General features: G+C 70.4%; 21 protein-coding genes, 1 tRNA gene and 1 other RNA gene. 21 read left to right on the plus strand and 2 right to left on the minus strand.

The features are described 5' to 3' along the window. Nucleotides 1-231 precede the first annotated feature (231 nt). Nucleotides 232-582 carry a GntR family transcriptional regulator gene (locus RV986_RS27485; RefSeq protein ID WP_475919948.1) on the minus strand — a complete coding sequence of 117 codons (351 nt, stop codon included), beginning with the start codon at nucleotides 580-582 and terminating at the stop codon, nucleotides 232-234. Nucleotides 583-1,071: 489 nt separating this feature from the next. On the opposite strand from RV986_RS27485, the gene RV986_RS27490 reads away from it, so the two are divergent. The 18 genes from RV986_RS27490 (at nucleotide 1,072) to RV986_RS27575 (ending at nucleotide 13,943) form a co-directional block, all read left to right on the plus strand. Next, nucleotides 1,072-1,236, plus strand: coding sequence for a hypothetical protein (locus RV986_RS27490; RefSeq protein WP_475919949.1), 165 nt, complete (start codon nucleotides 1,072-1,074; stop codon nucleotides 1,234-1,236). Nucleotides 1,237-1,321: 85 nt separating this feature from the next. Further along, complete coding sequence (locus tag RV986_RS27495) at nucleotides 1,322-1,552, plus strand: hypothetical protein (protein WP_475919950.1); 231 nt, start codon at nucleotides 1,322-1,324, stop codon at nucleotides 1,550-1,552. Nucleotides 1,553-1,557: 5 nt separating this feature from the next. Continuing rightward, nucleotides 1,558-2,007 carry a transcriptional regulator gene (locus RV986_RS27500; RefSeq protein WP_475924452.1) on the plus strand — a complete coding sequence of 150 codons (450 nt, stop codon included), beginning with the start codon at nucleotides 1,558-1,560 and terminating at the stop codon, nucleotides 2,005-2,007. A 98-nt stretch (nucleotides 2,008-2,105) separates the two neighbouring features. After that, complete coding sequence (locus RV986_RS27505; protein WP_475924453.1) at nucleotides 2,106-2,396, plus strand: hypothetical protein; 291 nt, start codon at nucleotides 2,106-2,108, stop codon at nucleotides 2,394-2,396. Then, a complete protein-coding gene (locus RV986_RS27510) occupies nucleotides 2,393-2,968 on the plus strand; it encodes a GGDEF domain-containing protein (RefSeq protein ID WP_475919951.1) in 576 nt (191 codons plus the stop codon). Before RV986_RS27505 ends, RV986_RS27510 begins: the two co-directional genes overlap by 4 nt. After that, nucleotides 2,968-4,074, plus strand: a complete 1,107-nt coding sequence (locus RV986_RS27515; RefSeq protein WP_475919952.1) for a conjugal transfer protein — start codon at nucleotides 2,968-2,970, stop codon at nucleotides 4,072-4,074. The genes RV986_RS27510 and RV986_RS27515 overlap by 1 nt, the downstream gene beginning before the upstream one ends. Then, entirely contained in the window at nucleotides 4,071-4,457 is a 387-nt protein-coding gene (locus RV986_RS27520; RefSeq protein ID WP_475919953.1) for an RRQRL motif-containing zinc-binding protein, read from the plus strand. The genes RV986_RS27515 and RV986_RS27520 overlap by 4 nt, the downstream gene beginning before the upstream one ends. 83 nt (nucleotides 4,458-4,540) lie before the next feature. Beyond that, on the plus strand, nucleotides 4,541-6,763 hold the full coding sequence (locus RV986_RS27525) for a cell division protein FtsK (protein WP_475919954.1): 2,223 nt from the start codon (nucleotides 4,541-4,543) through the stop codon (nucleotides 6,761-6,763). A gap of 141 nt (nucleotides 6,764-6,904) precedes the next feature. After that, nucleotides 6,905-7,156 carry a hypothetical protein gene (locus tag RV986_RS27530; RefSeq protein ID WP_388173870.1) on the plus strand — a complete coding sequence of 84 codons (252 nt, stop codon included), beginning with the start codon at nucleotides 6,905-6,907 and terminating at the stop codon, nucleotides 7,154-7,156. A gap of 17 nt (nucleotides 7,157-7,173) precedes the next feature. Continuing rightward, entirely contained in the window at nucleotides 7,174-7,368 is a 195-nt protein-coding gene (locus RV986_RS27535) for a hypothetical protein (protein ID WP_358545634.1), read from the plus strand. 15 nt (nucleotides 7,369-7,383) lie between these two features. Next, nucleotides 7,384-7,878 (plus strand): hypothetical protein, encoded by a 495-nt coding sequence (locus tag RV986_RS27540; RefSeq protein WP_475919955.1) that lies wholly within the window; start codon nucleotides 7,384-7,386, stop codon nucleotides 7,876-7,878. A gap of 19 nt (nucleotides 7,879-7,897) precedes the next feature. Continuing rightward, the gene (locus RV986_RS27545; RefSeq protein WP_475919956.1) at nucleotides 7,898-8,407 is read left to right on the plus strand and encodes a hypothetical protein; all 510 of its coding nucleotides are present in this window, start codon (nucleotides 7,898-7,900) and stop codon (nucleotides 8,405-8,407) included. 91 nt (nucleotides 8,408-8,498) lie between these two features. Further along, nucleotides 8,499-9,257 carry a DNA methylase gene (locus tag RV986_RS27550; RefSeq protein ID WP_475919957.1) on the plus strand — a complete coding sequence of 253 codons (759 nt, stop codon included), beginning with the start codon at nucleotides 8,499-8,501 and terminating at the stop codon, nucleotides 9,255-9,257. Then, nucleotides 9,254-10,132: a bifunctional DNA primase/polymerase gene (locus tag RV986_RS27555; protein WP_475919958.1), complete on the plus strand. Its 879-nt coding sequence runs from the start codon at nucleotides 9,254-9,256 to the stop codon at nucleotides 10,130-10,132. The genes RV986_RS27550 and RV986_RS27555 overlap by 4 nt, the downstream gene beginning before the upstream one ends. Continuing rightward, complete coding sequence (locus RV986_RS27560) at nucleotides 10,129-10,452, plus strand: hypothetical protein (RefSeq protein WP_475919959.1); 324 nt, start codon at nucleotides 10,129-10,131, stop codon at nucleotides 10,450-10,452. The genes RV986_RS27555 and RV986_RS27560 overlap by 4 nt, the downstream gene beginning before the upstream one ends. Then, on the plus strand, nucleotides 10,449-12,011 hold the full coding sequence (locus tag RV986_RS27565; RefSeq protein ID WP_475919960.1) for a YfjI family protein: 1,563 nt from the start codon (nucleotides 10,449-10,451) through the stop codon (nucleotides 12,009-12,011). The genes RV986_RS27560 and RV986_RS27565 overlap by 4 nt, the downstream gene beginning before the upstream one ends. Before the next feature lie 339 nt (nucleotides 12,012-12,350). Beyond that, a complete protein-coding gene (locus RV986_RS27570) occupies nucleotides 12,351-12,578 on the plus strand; it encodes an excisionase family DNA-binding protein (protein ID WP_475919961.1) in 228 nt (75 codons plus the stop codon). Nucleotides 12,579-12,662: 84 nt separating this feature from the next. Further along, nucleotides 12,663-13,943: a tyrosine-type recombinase/integrase gene (locus tag RV986_RS27575; protein WP_475919962.1), complete on the plus strand. Its 1,281-nt coding sequence runs from the start codon at nucleotides 12,663-12,665 to the stop codon at nucleotides 13,941-13,943. Nucleotides 13,944-14,005: 62 nt separating this feature from the next. Here the strand turns inward: RV986_RS27575 and RV986_RS27580 are convergent. Further along, a tRNA-Ser gene (locus tag RV986_RS27580) sits at nucleotides 14,006-14,093 on the minus strand. Between the two features lie 71 nt (nucleotides 14,094-14,164). Between RV986_RS27580 and ffs the strand changes: the two genes are divergently transcribed. From ffs to purD, 3 genes are all read left to right on the plus strand, one after another. Further along, nucleotides 14,165-14,263, plus strand: an RNA gene (gene ffs / locus RV986_RS27585) — signal recognition particle sRNA small type. Between the two features lie 110 nt (nucleotides 14,264-14,373). After that, on the plus strand, nucleotides 14,374-16,671 hold the full coding sequence (locus RV986_RS27590; RefSeq protein WP_475919963.1) for a DNA polymerase III subunit gamma and tau: 2,298 nt from the start codon (nucleotides 14,374-14,376) through the stop codon (nucleotides 16,669-16,671). 227 nt (nucleotides 16,672-16,898) lie between these two features. Next, nucleotides 16,899-18,155, plus strand: coding sequence for a phosphoribosylamine--glycine ligase (gene purD, locus RV986_RS27595; protein WP_475919964.1), 1,257 nt, complete (start codon nucleotides 16,899-16,901; stop codon nucleotides 18,153-18,155). Nucleotides 18,156-18,189 lie beyond the last annotated feature (34 nt).

An 18,189-nucleotide genomic window follows, 5' to 3' on the forward strand; every position in this document is an offset into this window, starting at 1 on the left:
CCCTCCTAGATAACTACTCGGAGCCGCGAGTGTAGCGGTCCGAGTAGGCCCATGGAACGTTGTGATAGAGCGTGTATAAGCGGATGTGTAAAAGTGTCGGGATTTTCTCAGGTAGTGGTACGTGATACCGATATTCGCGCTGCGGCTGTGAACTAGGGCACACACCGAAACGAGGAGGTGCACATGCCCCGCGCTGCGACCGCTCAGGCCCCACCCCGGCTTTGTCGAAGCTCAGCTTCCTTCGAGCGTCGCGACGCGCCGGCGCAGCTCCCCGACCTCGGTGCGCAGTTTCTCGACTTCCTCGCGCAGTTCCGTCACGGTCCCGACCGGATCGGCGAGCTGTGCAGTCCGTGCGGCGTCCGGAGTCAGGAAGGCCCCCTTGCCCTGATGGCTCACGGCGAGGCCGTCTGTCGTCAGTTGACGGATGGCGGCGCGGGCGACGGTCACTGTGACGTCGTAGTGCTTCTGGATCTGTGCCAGCGAGGGAAGCTGTCCGGTCTCGGCGAACTCGTCATCCCCGATCCGTCGCCGCAGGTCATCGGCCACCTGCTGGTAGGCGAACTTGCCGGTCCACTCGACCATCTGCACCCCAAGTCTCGTCTCGGTCTCTGCCTCATAGTGCCTGTGCCTCAGAGATAGAACCAGCGGCCCACGCTGCATGTTCCGCGAGAGGACTTGACTGGCTCTGCCTCACAGTGCACTCTGAGGCAGAGTTGAGAAAGCGGCTCCCCCCGAAAGGGGCGGGGCGCTTGAAAACCCCGCTTGACCTGCACGAACAGCGACCGGATGTACGGCCCGGAGCGAGCGCTGCGAAGAACTCAACAGAGTGCCGACCCAGCCACCTGAACACGGGTGGTCGATGGGTGCGGGTCATCATCCCGACCGCCCATGTCGGGCCGGATGACCTGCCCGGATCCACCCCACGGGGTGGTGACTGGCATTGCCAGATCTGAAGTCCGCAGCACCTTCGCGAGGGTCAGACCCTCGCCTCCATCGGTTCAGCGGCCGAACGCTGCTGAACCACAGCAACGCCCGACCGCTGCACATCCGGCACGCACAGAGGAGAAGCACATGAGCGACAGCAAGAGCGGCGCCGTCTTCAACTTCGGCGACGGCAACATCACGTTCGGTGGCTCTGTGGTCCTGGGGGACCAGGTGGCCGTGTCTGGCGGCATCGTCCACGGCGACGTGGTCATGGGCGCCGGCGCCAGCACCGAGGACACCGACGACGAGTAGAGCGCTCGGTGCGGCGGCACTCCCGGACAAGGACAGCCCGCCGCTTCCGGTCTCCATCCCGACACAGTCAAGGAGTGGAAGCGCAGTGAACCAGAACGACATCGAGGACCTCGCCCGCCGCGTCGAGTCGGCCGCAATGGAGTTCGCTCCGAGTCACCGCCCGACGCCCCGGCAGGTGGCCGACGCCGCCTCGATCCTCCGCGACATGATCCGGGCGGCCGAGCTGCACGGCGTGAAGTTCGCGCACTTCGACGGCATCGGGGACTTCCCGCGCATGGCCATTCAGCTCGTCCAGCACCGCGACGAGAGCCGGTGACCGCCGTGGATGCTGCCGCCTTCGCCGCCGTGTTCGTCGCCCTGTACGTCGCCCACAGCGTGGGCGACCACTGGGTACAGACCTCCCACCAGTCCATGCACAAGGGCCACCCCGGCTGGGTCGGCCGGCTTGCGGACGCCCGGCACGTGGCCACCCTGACCGCCACCAAGGTGACGGTTCTGCTGCCGGTCGTCTGGCTGCTGGACCTGCGTCTGTCGGTGCTCGGCATCGTCGCCGGACTCACGGTCGACGCCGTCACGCACTGGTGGGCCGACCGGCGCACCACGCTCGCGTGGCTGGCCAAGGTGACCGGCAAGGGCGAGTTCTACCGGCTCGGTGCACCGCGCGCCGGCCACGACGACAACCCGCACATCGGTACCGGCGCCTACGCGCTTGACCAGTCCTTCCACCACCTGTGGCTGCTGGTCGCCGCTCTCCTCATCGCCACCGTCTGACCCCCGTATTTCGCGGGGCGGTCGCACTCCCGGACAAGGACAGCCGACCGCCCCGCGCCAATCCCGACGTACCTGAAATGGAGAGATCCACCATGCGTATGCGCACTTTCGTCGCCGGTCACGAAGCGCACGGCGACCTTGAGTTCGCGGAACTGGCGCTCGGTCTCGACGTCGACCTGTTCCGGGGACCGCTGGAGTCCGAGACGGACGACGAGCGCGCCGCCCGTGAGGACGCGGCCCGTGACATCCTCGCCGACCTGCGGCAGGAGGCGGAGGCCGGTGACGAGATCGCCGGCTGGGACGTCCTGTACGCCGACGCGCTCACCCGCACCGTGCCGTTCCTGCGTGCCGCTCGCGGCCACCGGATGGGAACGGGGGAAGCGGCATGACTGAGCTGATAGTCACCGCCGCCGCGAGCGCGCCGTTACTGGCCGGCTGGTCGGTTCACGCGCTGCGGCTGACGCGCCGGATCGAGGCCGCTCGCCGCGACCCGCTGACCGGGCTCTGGACGCGGGACGCGTTCGAGGACCGCGCCCGCAAGAGCCTGTCGAAGGGACAGCAGCGGGCCGTTCTCGTGCTGGACCTGAACTGGTTCAAGGAGATCAACGACACCCACGGCCATGCGGCCGGTGACGCGGTGATCCGCGCGACCGGCAGGCGGCTGGGGGCGTGGGCGGCCGGACACCACGGGGTGGCCGGACGGCTGGGCGGGGATGAGTTCGCCGCCGTCACCGACGTGTCCGGCGACGCCGGCACCGTCACCGGCAACCTGAGCGCCAAGGTGCTGGACCTGATCCGCAGCCTTGAGCGGCCGGTGCCGTTCGAGAGCCGGGACATCGACGTGTACGTCTCGGTCGGGGTGGCCCGCTACTGGCGTGGGAGCGCTGACCTGTCCGCACTGCCTACCGTCCACGGCCGCCGCTACGGCCGGCCGGGCACCGCCGGCAAGGAGATGGCGTGATGACCGCACACAAGCCACTGACGAAGGTTCAGATCAGTGTGCTGACGGCTGCGTTCGTGCCGATGCTGGCCACGGGCGTGGTCGGCGGTATCGGCACCTACAGCAACATCGGGCACGCCTACGGCAAGGGGACCGCGCTCGGTGCGCTCGCCGCCGGCGAGGGCGCAACTGCCGTTCTCGCCCTGGTGCTGCTCGGGCTGACCATGCTGGGACAGTCCTCCCCGCGCGTCGTCCGCGTGGGGCTGTGGGCTCTGCCGGCTGCCGCTGCCGTCATGGGCGCGATGGCCGCGCCGGACCCGGGGCGGACCGTCATCTTCGCCCTGACCCCGATGGGCATGTCGGTGTCGGCGGAGGGCATGGCGTTCCTCGCCCGGCGGATCGTCGTCCACACCGACGGCCGGGATGCGGAGAACGAACGGCGCACTGCGGACATCGTTCAGGCCCTCGCCTACCACCGGGCGCGTGCTGCTCAGCATCCGACCGCCCGGGTCAGGAAGCGGTCCGATCGGGTGTCGTGGCGTCTGGCCCGCAAGGTCGGGGTCGGGGACGTGGCGCTCGGATCGAGGCTGCTGGACGTCCAGCGCGACCGGATCACCGCCGGTGCGGATGCCGCGCTCGCCTCGATGTTCGGCGGCACCGACCCCGCGTCCGGCCCGGGCGCGAATGCGGAGGAATCTGCCGAGATCACAAGGAATCGGTCTACGGCTGACCTGCCGGAATCGACCCCGGCGCCGTCCGTGGTCCTGACTCGATTCCCGGTGCCCGATCCGGTGGCGGTCGACCTGGGCAAGTCGACTCTGCCGCTCAAGCCCGTACGCGCGATCCCGGCGCCGATCGTGGCACCGGTCGTATGGACGGTCCCGGCGGTGTCGAGCCGGCCGCGCCGAGCGACGGGTCGGGTTCCGCAGGTCGCCCGATCGAGTCGACCGAAGCGGACGCCGGATCAACTGCTCACCGAAGCACGGTCGGTCACGGCCGGGTGGGCGGATGCGCAGATCACCGCTGAGGGGATCCGCCGCGAGGTCCACACCTCGCCGGCGAACGCGCGGATGCTGCGGGACACGATCCTCGCTGAACGTGACGCCGTCGGCGGCACGGCCCTGTGAAGCGGCTGACCCTCGCCGACTGCTTCGACCCCACCGGTGAGCGCTTCGGCATCCCCACCTATCCGTGGCGCCACGCCCCGGACGACGGCTTGGCCACCCGCCGCCAACTCCGCAGTCAGGGGCTACGGCCGGGTGGTCAGGACATCGCGGCCCAACTCTTCCGGCCGCGTCGTCGGCGCGAGCCGCTGACCGCCTACCTGTACCGCGTCGACCTCGCCCTGCCGGTACGGCCGATGACGCCGGGCATGTGGCGCGTACACGAAGCCATGATGCGCGCCCGCCGCACCTGCCCCGAGTGCCGACGCGATGCCGGATACGTCATCCCTCCGACGCTCGGCATGTGCGTGACCTGCGCCTATCCCGAAGAACAGCGCGCTGCCTGAACCACCCGATCCCGGGTCCGGCCGCCCACCTTCCACAGCAAGTCGGCCGGACCCTTGTCGACTCCCGAAGGAGTACGTACATCGTGACGGAAACAACCACGTTCACCCCGCCTCCGGACCAGCCGGAAGGCGACGAAGCGCAGACGGCCGCCGTGCTGCCGTTCCCGCTGAAGAAGAAGACTCCCGAGTCCGCCGCCCCCGGCGAGGCCAAGCCGGGGGAGTGGGAGGCCGAACTCCCCGATACCGACGACCCGGAGGCCGACGGACTGGCCGAGGGTGCCCCGGTCGACCCGCCGCGCGAGGTCTACCCGCCCTCGGTGGCTGAGTGGATGGAGGCCAAGGACAAGGCCCGCATGGCTGTCCTGCCGGACTGGGTCAAGCTCCCCGACCAGCGAAAGGCCGTCCGCAAGTGGGCCGTGCGCCACTACTCCACCGTGGTCGGCTACCACGCGGTTCGTCTGCCGTGCATCTACACGCCCAAGGTGCTGTGGTACTCGCCGCGCGGGGCGTGGCGCTGGTCGGCCGCGATCGGCCGGTGGGTGTTCGACGCGGAGGGCAAGTCCCTGCGTCTCGCCGCCGTGGCCGCTGAGGATGCGGCCGAGTATCTGAAGCTGTCGCGGCAGCGCAACGACCGCGTGAGGTTGCGCGGGATCGTCGCCACGATCGCCGGGTTCGTCGGCCTCGCCGCTACCCTGACGCTGTTCGTCATGGCGCCGTCGTGGCTGCTCCTGCTGGCCGTGGCCACGCTGACCACCACGCTCGGTGTGGTCGGCGCCCCGGCGGACCGGCCGCTGATCGATCTGGCCAAGGTGACGTTCCGCAAGCGCAAGTTGTCCTCGGACATCGTCATCCGCGCTCATGAGGCGGCTGGGCTGACGACCAAGGATCAGTCGATTGCCTTCCCGCGGCCGATCGGCCGGGACGGCGACGGCTGGCGCGTTGTGGTGGATCTGCCCTACGGCAAGACGTTCGAGGACGCCCTCAAGGCCCATGCCCGGCTCGCGTCCGGCATGGACATCGCGCCGACTCAGCTCTTCCTGGACAAGGACGAGACGAGCGGCCGGCGGGTGTCGTACTGGATCGCCGACCGTGACCCGCTCGCGGTCCCGTCCGGCAAGTCCCCGCTGTTGGGGGCGACTCGGGTGGACTTCTGGAAGCCGTTCCCGTGGGGTGTGGACGAGCGGGGCAACCCGGTCATGGCCACGTTGCTGTGGCTGTCTCTGCTGGTCGGCGCCGTCCCTCGGCAGGGCAAGACGTTCTCTGCCCGCACGATCGCGCTTGCTGCCGCGCTGGACCCGTACGTGCGTCTGTACGTGTTCGACGGGAAGGCGTCGCCGGACTGGCGCAAGTTCGCGCTGGTCGCGCACCGCATCGGGTTCGGCATCGTGCCCAAGAACGGGTTCGACCCGGTGGGGCATCTGCTGACCTCGCTGCGCGAGTTGAAGGCGGACGTCGAGGACCGGTACCACCGGCTCTCGGAACTGCCGCTGCACGTCTGCCCGGAGGGCAAGCTCACCCCGGAGATCAGCCGGGACAAGAAGCTGAACATGCCCCTGACCCTGTTCGTGATCGATGAGGTGCAGGAGTACTTGCAGCACCCCGAGCACGGCAAGGAGATCCTGTCCTTGCTGGTCTACCTCGCCCGGGTCGCCCCGGCGGTCGGCGTGAGCGTGATGACGTCCACGCAGAAGCCGGACGACAAGGCGTGCCCCTCGGAGCTGCGTGACCAGCACCAAGCGCGGTTCGCGCTGCGCGTCGGCGCCTACCAGGTCTCGGACACGATCCTCGGTGCGGGCTCGTACTCCGAGGGTCTGGACGCGTCCAAGCTGCTCAAGTCCCACAAGGGTGTGGGTCTGCTCAAGGGCATGTCGGACGACGCGGGGATCGTGCGGACCTACCTTGCCGACGGCCGTGACGCCGAACGCATCCTCACCAGGGCTGCGGCGCTGCGCGAGGCCGAGGGCACGCTCACCGGCGACGCGGCCGGCGAGGCACCGGCCCCGGAGGTGTCCGCCACGATCCTGGACGACGTCGCCGCCGTGCTCGGCAAGGGCGAGGCCAAGGTGTGGTCGGAGACGATCGTGGACCGGCTTGCCGACCTGCGCCCCGACGTCTACGGGCCGTGGGCGGAACTGGAGCCCAAGCCCAAGGCGGAAGCGCTCACCGCAGCCCTCAAGCCGTTCGGCATCGGCACGGGACAGATCAGCCGGCGCATCGACGGCGAACAGGTCAACAAGCGCGGCATCAAGCGCGACGACATCGCCACCGCGATTACGGAGCGCAACAAGAAGCGGGACGCCGGATAGGTTCCGCAGCCTGCTACCGGTAGCGGCAGACGTCGCTACCGGTAGCAACCCTGCTAGCGACCCAAACCGCCCCTGATCAGGTCGCTAGCACATAGCGGCCGACCTGCGGAAACCCCTCGAACCCCCTCTGAGAGGCCCCTGATGAGCCTTGCAGTGCTCGCTACCGCCTTCCTGCTGGCAATCACACTCTGTTACGTCGTCAAGTGCTGGCTGAGCCCGTTCGGAGACTGCCGCAAGTGCGACGGCATGGGCCACGCCTTCAAGACCGACCGCAAGGGCAAGACCAAGCGCGGCAAGGACTGCCGCCGCTGCCAGGCCACCGGCAAGCGCATACGCGTCGGCCGCTGGATCTACAACCGCGCCGCGCGCACCTACCGCGCCGGCACCCGCTGACCCGCCGGGAGACGCCCGTGGTCCTCACCATCCCCCTCGTACTGCTGCTCGCCGCCGTGCTCGCGCTGCTGCTGCGCTTCCGGGCGCTCGGTGCCGGCGCGGCCGTCGCCGCCGTGCTCTTCGGCTTCTACCTCGCTGGCACCGGCGCGGCCGACACCGTCAACCAACTCGTCACCGCCGTGACCGGCGCCCTCGCCGGAACCGGCCGCTAGAGAGGAGACCAGGACGTGAACGAACCCACCGCGTACTACGACCGCCACCGCCCGGCCGGATGCGAGCCGGCGACCGTGGAAGTCCACCACCCGGCCCCGCTCGCGCCCTACGACCTTGCCTCGCCGGTGGCCATGGACGTGTACGCCGAGCGTCAGCCGGTGGTGTGGGTGCCGGACGCCTACGGCCGCATGGTCCCCATGCCCAAGCACCTTGCCCCGCCCGCCGTCGTCGCCCCCGCGCCCCGCGACCTGACCCCGCTCCCGCTCCTCGACCCCATCGCGCAGCGCCTCATGGGCGCCGGCATCGGTGGCGGCGCCCTGTCCGCCGGGGCCGGATACGGCATCGGCGAAGTCATCAATGCCGCCGCCGGCTTCAGCGGCGGGGCACTGATCTGGGTCGCCCTTGTCGTCCTCGCCTTGCGCACCCCGGCCCGCGCCATCACCGGCGGCAAGGGCAGCACGGTCAACATCCGTAAAGCCGTCATCAAGCGCAGCCACTTCCACGGCTGAACAGCCCGATAGGAGAACCGTGTTCGACATTCGCGTCATCTGCGACCCGGCCGACACTGACCGCATCGTCGCCGCGCTGGACAAGACCTTCACGACCGGCACCGTCACCGTCTGCCCCACCCGCGACGGCAAGCAGCACCGCTTCTACGTCAGGGCCGACCACCGCGCCGACCCGGGCCCGTGGCCCACCCCGGAGGCGGCGTACGTGTTCGCCCCGAGCGTCGTCCGCGAGATCGGATGGACCGTCGGCACGGCCGTCGACAGGCCGCACGGCGAGGCCTCGGGCCGTGAGTACTGGCTGCGCAAGGCCGCGTTGCTGGACCGCATCGCGCTGCGCGACGAACAGGACGGCATCACGGGCGACGCCGACGAGGTGGCCACGGAAGCGGCCCGCCGGTTCGTCGACTACGACCGCGACGGCAACGGCGGCCACCATGACGGACCGATCCGGGCGGTGCAGCCGAGGGCCGCCGCCGAACCGCGCGGCTACGTCCGCCAGGAATACGCCCACTGGGCCAAGACCAACTAGCTACGCCCGAGGGCGGCGGCACTCCCGGACAAGGACAGCCCGCCGCCCTCGGTCTCCGTATCCCGACGTAGCAGAACAGGAGACCTACAGCATGACCCAACTGCGCGCTTTCGGCGAGGGCCCCTTGGCCCCTGCCGCCCGTTCGGGGCGAGTGTCCCGGCCGCGTCTGCTGGATCTGTTCTCGTGTGCCGGTGGTGCCGCGATGGGCTACCACCGGGCCGGGTTCGGGGTGGACGGCTGTGACATCGCCGACCGCCCGAACTACCCCTTCCCCCGCCACCGCGGCGACGCCCTCACCTACCTCGCCGGTCTGATCGCGTCGGGCGAGATCCGCCGTTACGCGTTCGTCCACGCCTCTCCGCCGTGCCAGCACGGATGCGCGCTGACCGTGGGCACGAACGCCTCGCAGGGGTGGGGCGGCACGCACGTCGACCTGGTGGCGCCCACCCGTGAGCTTCTGGACCGCACCGGCTTGCCGTACGTGATCGAGCAGCCCAACGGCCGCGCGAAGATCCGTAAGGACCTGACCCTGTGCGGGGAGATGTTCGGGCTCGGAGTCATCCGGCACCGCAACTTCGAGTTGGGCGGCTGGACGACCGCACGGCCGGCGCACGTCCCGCACCGCGGGCGGGTGCGCGGGTGGCGTCACGGCCGCTTCTACGACGGCCCCTATGTCGCCGCGTACGGCGCCGGCGGGGGCAAGCCGTCCATCCCGGAACTTCAGACCGCGATGGGCATCACGTGGACCGACGTCCGCGAGGAACTCACCGAGGCCATCCCGCCCGCCTACACCGAGTTCATCGGCCGCGCCTACCTCGCTGCCATGGAGACACTGGGGGTGGCGGCATGAGCACGACGGACAACCACCTGCGGACTGCGCTGGACCTCGCGGCGGCCGGTGTGCCGCCGCTGCCCCTTCGGCGGGGCAAGGTGCCGTTCGGGAACTGCCCCCGGTGCGCGGACGGCGCTTGCGGCGGACGGCCGAACATGAAGCGGGCGGGCACCTGCCGGTGCCCCGCCCCTTGCCACGCATGGGCTGCCGCCACCACAGACACCCGGATCATCAACTCCCCCGCGTGGGCCCCGGCATGGCGCGAGGCTCAAGCGGTTGCCTACCACCCCGGCGGGGCCGGGGTGACCGTGGTGGACCTCGACAACGCGGCGGCCGTCGTATGGGCCCGCGGGAGCCTGCCCGCGACCCGGATCGTGCAGACGACGCGGGGTGAGCACTGGATCTACCGGGGCACGATGCGCTCGTCCAACGCGGTCCGGCCGGGTGTGGACGTCAAGTCGCTGATGCAGTACGCCCGGTGGCTTGGTCCCGGCACCGGCCGCATGGTCGACCTGCCGGCGGCCGTGCGCGCCCTGGTGGTGAAGGAAGAGACCACCCCCGCCCCGGGGGAGGTGGTCTCTTCTGTCCCCGAGCGCGTCACCTGGGACCGGGCGGTTGCGACCGGGTGCCGCCACACCGAGCGCTACGTCCGCACCGGCCTCGAACGCGGCCTCGCCCTCGTGCGGGACCGCAGCGAATCCGGCGCCGGGTCACAGGCGTTCGGTGTCGCCCGGTTCCTTGCCGCCCAGCACGCCCGGTGCCCGGGACCGTGCGGACTGGACGCCATCGGCGAAGAGATCGTGGCCGCTGCCGTCTCCGTCGGCGTCCCCGAGCCCTACGCCCGCCGCGCCGTCGCCAACGGCCTTGAGACGACTGTGGGGCGCGCGGCATGAACAAAGCATCCCGAACCCCCGCGAACAGCCCTCAGGGCGCCGTACAGCGCAGGCCACGGCCCGCCGTGGGCGAACCGAGGGTCGCCGCCCGTAAGGGCGTCCTTTCTGCTGTTGGTTCTGACCCGCAGACGGTCACCGTCACCGGCATCCAACCGGGTCTCCAGGTCCGGCGCGAGGGCGTACCGGTGGCGGACTGGCTGTGTGCCTGTGGGCATCACGAACGTGCCCGTGGCCGCGCTGCCGTCATCGCGCTGAGCGCCCGCGTCATCGTCGGCGTCTGCCCGCACACCACCGCGTTCGAAGGGAGGGCGGCCTCATGACTCCACAGCCTGTGGACAGTTCTGACCTGTGGGCCGGACTTCCCGCCCTCGAACAGCCGCCCGGCGAGGACGACACGGCGCCGGACGTGTGGGAGGACCCCATTCCTCTCACCGGCTGGCGCGAGCGCCCCGTCTTCCCCGCTCACGTTCTGCCCGCGTGGCTGGGGGAGTTCGTGGCGGCCGTCGCGGAAGAGACGCAGACCCCCGTGGACCTCGCCGGATCGATCGCCCTCGCCGTCCTCGCCACGGCGGCCGGGGGCCGGTCGGTCGTCCACGTACGCGGCAACTGGCGCGAGCCCACCAACCTTTACACCGTGGTGGCGCTCCCGCCCGCCAACCGCAAGTCCGCCGTCTTTTCTCTGCTGACCAACCCGTTGTATGAGGCGGAGAAGCAGCTCAAGGCGTCTATGAAGCCGGTCATCGTGGAAGCGGAAGTAACGGCGCGGCTGGCCAAGGAGGCCGCGGACAAGGCTGCCGCCAAGGCCGCGTCCGCGGACGGCGATAAGCGGGAACAGATGGTGGCTACCGCGGTTGGTCTCGCGCAGACCGCCGACACACTCATGGTCCCCGCCGAACCGGTGCTTCTCGCGGACGATTCCACCCCCGAGACGGTCACCTCGCTCATGGCTGAACAAGGCGGCCGGCTGTCTGTGATGAGCGCGGAGGGCGGCATCTTCGACATCATTGCCGGCCGCTACTCCGGTGCCCCGAACATGGAGGTGTTCCTCAAGGGCCATGCCGGGGACCGGCTGAGGGTCAACCGGCAGACCCGCCGCGAGTACATCGACGCCCCCGCCCTGACCATCGGCCTCGCCGTCCAACCCGACGTGCTCAGGGACATCGGCAAGGTGAAGGGGTTCGAGGGGCGCGGCCTGTTGGCCCGCTTCCTGTACTCCCTGCCCGTGTCCACGGTCGGCTACCGGAAAATCATTACGGACCCGGTCCCCGAGACGACGGCCGCCACCTACGCCGCGAGGGTCATCGACCTGACCTTGTCCCTCGCGGAATGGACCGACCCGGCCCTCATTCAACTCAGCCCGGAAGCCGACGCGGCCCTGATCTCCTATCAGGACCGCATCGAGACGAAGCTCAAGCCCCGCGGCGGGCATCTGAGCCACGTCTCCAACTGGGCCGGAAAGCTCGCCGGGGCGACCGCCCGCATGGCCGCGCTGCTGCACCTCGCCGAACAACTGGGGGAGGGCTACGCCCGTCCGGTCCCGGAGACCACCATGCGCGCGGCGATCGAACTGGGGGAGTACTACACCGCCCACGCCCTCGCTGCGTTTGACGTCATGGGCGCCGATCCCGTCCTCGGACGGGCCCGCAGCGTGCTGGACGCGCTGAGGGACAACGGATGGGAGGACGTCAGCCGGCGGGACGTCTTCACCGCCCTGTCCCGCTCCGAGGTCCCCACCATCACGGACCTCGAACCGGCCCTCGCCCTGCTGGAAGACCACGGATACCTGCGGTCCTACCAACCGGAGCGCACCGGCAAGCGAGGCCGACCTCCCGCGCCCCGCTTGCAGGTACACCCCAACGTGCGGGATGCCGGGCGGTAGCCCTCAATCCCGCCCGACCCCTTCCGCACAAACCGCAAAATCCGCAATAACCCCCGGCATGCCCGCTGACCTGCGGCGGGACCTCACGCCACCGCACGGCGAGGCCCCGCCGCACAATCCCGCAATATTCCGCAAAAATCCGAGCCCAGCCTCACCGGTCGGAGCCGGCCGCGGGGTGCCGCTGATTTTTGCGGAATATCGCGGATTTTTGCGGAGCACCGTCCACCACCACCCACACACCGCATCGCCGCAGGTCAGCGGCCATCCCCGCTATTTCTGCGGATTTTGCGGTTTGTGCGGCGGCATCTGCTCAGGAACTCAGCCACACAGGAGTGAGCCTTGGACGAACACGGCACCCTCACGACCCCCGCCGACGACGACCCGACACTTGTTCTTCTCACCGTCGAAGAGGCCGCCCGCCGACTCCGCATCGGCCGGACCACGTGCTTCGCGCTCATCCGCACCGGAGAGCTGGAGTCCATCGACGTCGGCCGCCTTCGTCGGGTCCCCGCAGACGCGCCCGCCGAATACGTCGCCCGCCGACGCGCGGCCCAACGCGCCGCTTGACCACGCCCGGGGCGGCGGCACTCCCGGACAGGACAGCCCGCCGCCCCGGCTCCCATCCCGACACCCAGAAACAGGAGTCTGCCCGTGGCAGAAGAACAGAAGCGCACCCGTCGGGCGAACGGCGAATCGGCCATCTACTACGGGAAGGATGAACGTTGGCACGCCCGGGTGCCGATGGGTTACAAGGACGACGGGACGCCCTACCGTCGGCACCTGACGCGCCCGACGCGCAAGGAACTGGTGGACGAGGTCCGGAAGCTGGAGAAGCAGCGCGACGAGGGTTCGGCGCAACAGCCCGGCAAGCCGTGGACGGTCGAGAAGTGGCTGTGGCACTGGGTCGAGAACATCGCCAAGCCGGTGGTCAGCGAGAACACCTACGACGGCTACGAGGTCGCGGTGCGCGTTCACCTCGTGCCCGGTGTCGGCAAGCACCGCATCGACCGCTTGGAGCCGGAACACCTGGAGAGTCTGTACCGCCGGATGCAGAAGAGCGGCAGCAAGCCCGGCACGGCTCATCAGGCTCACCGCACCATCCGAACCGCCCTCGGAGAGGCAGCACGGCGCGGCCATGCGGCGAAGAACGCCGCCGCGCTGGCGAAGCCGCCACGGATGGAAGAGGCGGAAGACGAGGTAGAGCCCTACTCGCTGGAAGAGGTGCAGAGCCTGCTGATCGAGGTCAACAAGCGCCGCAACAGCGCCCGCTGGATGCTGGCACTCGCGCTCGGTCTGCGGCAGGGCGAGACACTCGGACTGCGCTGGTCTGACGTCGACCTGGACAACGAGTACCTGAAGCTACGCCGGAACCGTCTGCGCCCCAGGTACAAGCACGGGTGCCCGGAAGCCTCGCCGTGCGGCCGAAAGGCCGGGTACTGCCCGAACCGGGAACAGGTCCGGCGCGAGACCAAGAACACCAAGTCTCGGGCGGGCCGCCGCGCGGTGCCCCTGCCGGGTCCGCTGGTCGCCATGCTTCGGTCGCATGCCGAGGTGCAGGCGCGCGAGCGCAAGACCGCTGGTGATCTGTGGGTCGAGTCGGACTACGTGTTCACCAGGGCACTGGGGGGCCCGCTGAGCCCGAACACGGATTACCACGACTGGAAGCGGTTGCTGGTGGACGCGCGGGTTCGGGACGCCCGGCTTCACGACGCCCGGCACACCGCCGCCACCGTGCTCATGCTGCTCGGGGTCCCGGACCGGGTCATTGATCAGATCATGGGATGGGAACCGGGCACCTCCGCGCGCATGCGGGCGAGGTACCTCCACGTGCCCGACGCCATGCTCAAGGACGTTGCCCGGAAGATCGCCGATGCCATCTGGGGAACCCCGCGAACACCCGCTGTGGACAAAAACCAGGACAACGGGGTCTGAGGACAACGTCGAAGGGCCCCACCGTGAGGTGGGGCCCTTCGACATCGTGCCCGGTGAGGCACTGGCGGAGGATACGAGATTCGAACTCGTGAGGGGTTGCCCCCAACACGCTTTCCAAGCGTGCGCCCTAGGCCTCTAGGCGAATCCTCCGCCGCAAACAATACAAGACGTTGAGGAGTGCTCGCGAACTCGTTCCCCCCTCCCGGATCAGGTACTCTGTGCGGAGCCCCTCACGCGGCGCTATCTGACTGAACTCCCCCAGGGCCGGAAGGCAGCAAGGGTAGGTTGGCTCTGGCGGGTGCGTGGGGGGCGCTTGCGTTTGCGGGGGTGTGGCGGCGGGCGGTCCCTTGTCGGCGGGATCCCGTCGGCGGGATCCCGGCGGTCGGGCGAGCGGTCCCTGTTGTCAGTGGGCGCCTATAACCTCGTATGCGTGTCGTCTCTCGCGCTGTACCGCCGTTATCGCCCGGAGTCGTTCGCCGAGGTCATCGGGCAGGAACATGTCACCGACCCGTTGCAGCAGGCGCTGCGGAACAACCGGGTCAATCACGCGTACCTGTTCAGCGGTCCGCGCGGATGCGGGAAGACCACCAGCGCGCGGATCCTGGCCCGGTGTCTCAACTGCGAGCAGGGGCCGACGCCGACGCCTTGCGGGGAGTGCCAGTCCTGTCAGGACCTGGCGCGGAACGGACGGGGGTCCATCGACGTCATCGAGATCGACGCCGCCTCGCACGGTGGTGTCGATGACGCCCGTGACCTGCGCGAGAAGGCATTCTTCGGGCCCGCCGGCAGTCGGTACAAGATCTACATCATCGACGAGGCCCACATGGTCACCTCGGCGGGCTTCAACGCCCTGCTGAAGGTCGTCGAGGAGCCGCCGGAGCATCTCAAGTTCATCTTCGCCACGACCGAGCCCGAGAAGGTCATCGGGACGATTCGGTCGCGGACCCATCACTATCCGTTCCGGCTCGTGCCGCCCGGGACCCTGCGGGAGTACCTCGGAGAGGTCTGCGGACGTGAGGGCATCCCTGTCGAGGACGGGGTGCTGCCACTGGTCGTGCGGGCCGGCGCCGGATCCGTGCGTGACTCCATGTCCGTCATGGACCAGCTCCTCGCGGGGGCGAGCACCGACGGTGTGACGTACGCCATGGCCACCTCGCTGCTGGGTTACACGGACGGCTCGCTGCTCGACTCGGTGGTCGAGGCGTTCGCCGCGGGGGACGGCGCCGCCACCTTCGAGGTCGTCGACACGATCATCGAGGGCGGAAACGATCCTCGGAGGTTCGTCGCCGACCTGTTGGAGCGGCTGCGGGATCTCGTGATCCTCGCCGCTGTGCCCGATGCGGCGGAGAAGGGGCTCATCGACGCCCCGGTCGATGTCGTGGAGCGCATGCAGGCCCAGGCCGGGGTCTTCGGCGCCGCCGAGCTGAGCCGCGCCGCCGATCTCGTCAACGCGGGGCTGACGGAGATGCGCGGCGCCACCTCGCCGCGACTCCAGCTGGAGCTCATCTGCGCGCGCGTGCTCCTGCCCGCGGCGTACGGGGACGAGCGGTCCGTCATGGCCCGCCTGGACCGGATCGAGCGCGGGGTGAACTTCTCCGGCGGTGGTGGCGGCCCTGCCATGGGGTACGTACCTGGTCCTGAAGTACATGCGGTGCCGGGAGGCGCGGAGCCCGCGGGCGCCGCGGTGGTTCCGCCGGGCGGTGGGGCCGCCGCCGCCCGCGCCGCCGTACGGCCGGGAGTACCTGAGGGGTATGGGGGTGCTGGTGCTGGTGCTGGTGCTGTGGCTTCGGGCGCGGGGGTGGCTCCTGCCCCTGCGGCGCCCGCTGCCGCGTACCCGACTCCGGCCCCGGCTCCAAGCCCCGCCGCTGCCGCGCCCGCGCCCGCTCCCGCGACTCCCCCGGCCGCCGCTCCGGCCGCGCCCGCCCCCCCGGCGGCAACCGCACCCGGTGCCTGGCCCACCGCGACCGCCGCGGGCAGTGGTCGGCGCCCCGGCGGCTGGCCGACCGCGGCACCCACGGGCGGGGGACAGGCCCCCGCCCCGCCCGGCGCGACGCCCGCGGCCGCTCCGACGGCTCCCGCAGCCGCCCCATCTGGCGCCGCATCCGGCTTTGTCCCGGCCCCCGCCGCCGGTGGTGTCGACCCCCGCATGCTGTGGCCGAACATCCTGGAGGCGGTGAAGAACCGCCGCCGCTTCACCTGGATCCTGCTCAGCCAGAACGCCCAGGTGACCGGTTACGACGGCACGACCCTGCAGATCGGCTTCGTCAACGCGGGCGCGCGGGACAATTTCGCGAGCAGCGGCAGCGAGGAAGTGCTGAAGCAGGCGCTGGCCGAGCAGTTCAACGTCCAGTGGAAGATCGAGGCGATCGTCGACGCCTCGGGCGGCTCCGCACCGCCTCCGATGGCTGCCCAAGGTCCCGGCCCCGGGTTCGGCGGTGGCGGTGGTTACGGCGGAGCTCCGGCCGCCCCGCGCCCCGCCCCCCAGCAGTCACCGGCCCCGGCTCCGCGCCCCGCGGCGCCGCAGGGCCCGTCGGCGGGTCAGGGTCCGTCCGCACCCGCGCCGCCCCCCACCCCGCCGCCCACCGCCTACGAGCCGCCCCCGGTGGCCCCCGAGGACGACATCCCCGAGGACGACGACCCCGACCTCGACGAGTCCGCACTCTCGGGCCATGACCTGATCGTCCGCGAACTGGGTGCGACGGTGGTGGAGGAGTTCTCCAACGAGTGAACGCGCGCATGAAACATGAAACAGGCGCATGAAGTACGTGCATGAAGTACGCGCACGAACGTGGAGAAGGGGCGCCGCCTGTCGCCGAAGGGCCGGTTCCCGTCGCTGAAGGCGGGTGCCCGCAGCCCCGTACCCCCTGGGCTCTCGGAGGATCGCACCAACTCTCCGCACCCCCCGCTTCGGAAGCCCCCACAAAGGCACCCGGCCCCGGCGGATAGGCTGACCCCGTGAAGGTCCTCGTCATCGGTAGCGGCGCCCGCGAACACGCCCTGTGCCGTTCCCTGTCCCTCGACCCCGACGTCACCGCCCTGCACTGCGCCCCCGGGAACGCAGGCATCGCGGAGGTGGCCGAGCTGCGCCCGGTCGACGCCCTCGACGGCGCCGCCGTGGCCGCGCTGGCCACGGAGCTCGGTGCCGAGCTGGTGATCGTGGGCCCGGAGGCACCGCTCGTCGCCGGCGTCGCCGACGCCGTACGCGCGGTGGGCATCCCCTGCTTCGGCCCTTCCGAGGAGGCCGCGCAGCTGGAAGGCTCCAAGGCCTTCGCCAAGGATGTGATGGCGGGGGCGGGCGTCCCCACGGCACGTTCGTATGTCTGCACGACGCCCGGGGAGGTCGACGAGGCGCTCGACGCCTTCGGAGCCCCGTACGTCGTGAAGGACGACGGGCTCGCGGCCGGCAAGGGTGTCGTCGTGACCGACGACCTCGCGAAGGCCCGGGACCACGCCAACGCCTGCGACCGTGTGGTCATCGAGGAGTTCCTCGACGGCCCCGAGGTCTCGCTCTTCGCGATCACCGACGGCGAGACGGTCGTCCCGCTCCAGCCCGCGCAGGACTTCAAGCGCGCGCTGGACGACGACGAGGGCCCGAACACCGGCGGCATGGGCGCGTACTCGCCCCTCCCGTGGGCGGACCCGAAGCTGGTCGAGGAGGTCATGGAGACCGTCCTCCAGCCGACCGTCGACGAGCTGCGCCACCGTGGCACCCCGTTCTCCGGCCTTCTCTACGCGGGTCTGGCGATCACGAGCCGCGGTGTACGGGTGATCGAGTTCAACGCCCGGTTCGGCGACCCGGAGACCCAGGTGGTCCTGGCCCGGCTGAAGACCCCGCTCGCGGGTGTGCTCCTGGCCTCGGCGAACGGCACCCTCGCCGATCTGGAGCCGCTGCGCTGGAGCGACGACGCGGCGGTCACGGTGGTCGTGGCCTCGCACAACTACCCGGACACCCCGCGCACCGGCGACCCGATCACCGGACTCGACGAGGTGGCGGCCCAGGACGCCCCGTACGCGTACGTCCTGCACGCCGGGACGAAGCGCGACGGCGAAGCGGTCGTCAGCGCCGGGGGCCGCGTGCTCTCCGTCACGGCGACCGGCACCGACCTCACCGAGGCCCGGGCGCGCGCCTACGCGGCGGTCTCCCGCATCGGCCTCGACGGTTCGCAACACCGCACGGACATCGCGGCGAAGGCGGCGGCCGACGAGGCATAGCCCTCCACCCCCCACCCGCTGAGGGCGTGGAGGC

This window comes from Streptomyces sp. RLA012 (genome assembly GCF_056270325.1).

Coding starts and splice junctions, on each gene's coding strand:
- RV986_RS27485 (WP_475919948.1), bottom strand. CDS start 582: ATGGTCGAGTGGACCGGCAAGTTCGCCTACCAGCAGGTGGCCGATGAC.
- RV986_RS27490 (WP_475919949.1), top strand. CDS start 1,072: ATGAGCGACAGCAAGAGCGGCGCCGTCTTCAACTTCGGCGACGGCAAC.
- RV986_RS27505 (WP_475924453.1), top strand. CDS start 2,106: ATGCGCACTTTCGTCGCCGGTCACGAAGCGCACGGCGACCTTGAGTTC.
- RV986_RS27510 (WP_475919951.1), top strand. CDS start 2,393: ATGACTGAGCTGATAGTCACCGCCGCCGCGAGCGCGCCGTTACTGGCC.
- RV986_RS27515 (WP_475919952.1), top strand. CDS start 2,968: ATGACCGCACACAAGCCACTGACGAAGGTTCAGATCAGTGTGCTGACG.
- RV986_RS27530 (WP_388173870.1), top strand. CDS start 6,905: ATGAGCCTTGCAGTGCTCGCTACCGCCTTCCTGCTGGCAATCACACTC.
- RV986_RS27550 (WP_475919957.1), top strand. CDS start 8,499: ATGACCCAACTGCGCGCTTTCGGCGAGGGCCCCTTGGCCCCTGCCGCC.
- RV986_RS27555 (WP_475919958.1), top strand. CDS start 9,254: ATGAGCACGACGGACAACCACCTGCGGACTGCGCTGGACCTCGCGGCG.
- RV986_RS27560 (WP_475919959.1), top strand. CDS start 10,129: ATGAACAAAGCATCCCGAACCCCCGCGAACAGCCCTCAGGGCGCCGTA.
- RV986_RS27565 (WP_475919960.1), top strand. CDS start 10,449: ATGACTCCACAGCCTGTGGACAGTTCTGACCTGTGGGCCGGACTTCCC.